We start from the raw sequence: 1,132 nt of genomic DNA on the forward strand, positions 1-1,132 counted from the left end.
GATTACGAAAGGGTTCAAATAAACAGGGATTAATCGCCATTTTTCCCAGTAATCCCAGCAGTTCTCTAGGATTATTATCGAGAATCTGGGGTGAAAACCAGACATCGATTTCTCGTACTTCTCCTCGTACAACCCGTGCCGATTTTACCTCTCCCAGAGAAGATAATAATTCTTCGAGATAATCTTTGGCAAACTGGTCATGAATAAATCTAGTCATAGGCTTATCTAACATGATTTAATAACTTATCTCGTAATTGCTTAATCTGATCACGATATTTAGCTGCTGACTCGAATTCTAGGTTTTTCGCCGCTTCTTTCATTTGCGCTTCTAGTTGTTGAATTAACTCGGGAATTTGTTCCAAAGAAAGCTCTTCTATATTCTCACAAACCTGCTCTAATTGTTGGGAATTTAGGCGACGGGAAATATCCAGAAAAGCCAAAATTGAATTACTTGACCTTTTAACAATCGGTTGCGGAATAATCCCATGTTGCTGATTATACTCCTGTTGAATAGCGCGTCGTCTCTTGGTTTCTTCGATCGCATTAATCATACTATCGGTGAGATTATCTCCGTAAAGAATTGCCTGACCGCGAATATGACGAGCGGCCCGGCCGATAGTTTGAATTAAAGAGCGGGTAGCCCTTAAAAATCCTTCCTTATCTGCGTCTAAAATCGCCACTAAAGACACTTCCGGCAGGTCTAACCCCTCGCGAAGCAAATTCACCCCGATCAGCACGTCAAAGACCCCTTCTCGCAGGTCTTGAATAATTTCAATCCGTTGAATTGATTGAATTTCCGAATGTAGATATCTAACTTTAATTTCCCTTTCTTGCAAGTATTCGGTTAAATCTTCCGCCATGCGTTTAGTTAAAGTGGTAATCAAAACCCGTTCATTTAACCGCACTCGCTCCTTAATTTCCCCTAATAAATCATCCACTTGTCCCTCAGTTGGTCGCACAAAAATCTCAGGGTCTAAAACTCCCGTCGGTCGGATAATTTGTTCAACAATGCGATTTTCTGACTGTTCTAATTCCCAATCTCCTGGAGTGGCCGAAACAAAAATACATTGATTAACTTTCTGCCAAAATTCTTCTGACTTCAAAGGACGATTATCGGCTGCGCTGGGTAAAC

The 1,132-nt window shown here is 41.0% G+C and carries 1 protein-coding gene and 1 pseudogene; both read right to left on the minus strand.

The window, feature by feature from the left end:
• Nucleotides 1-217: pseudogene (locus PX481_RS21300) on the minus strand (flagellar assembly protein H); the annotation flags it as partial.
• A gap of 4 nt (nt 218-221) precedes the next feature.
• Nucleotides 222-1,132 (minus strand): helicase-related protein (locus tag PX481_RS21305; RefSeq protein WP_288095864.1); only part of this gene is annotated, 911 nt, incomplete at its 5' end.

It is taken from the genome of Microcystis sp. M53603_WE2 (genome assembly GCF_030065435.1).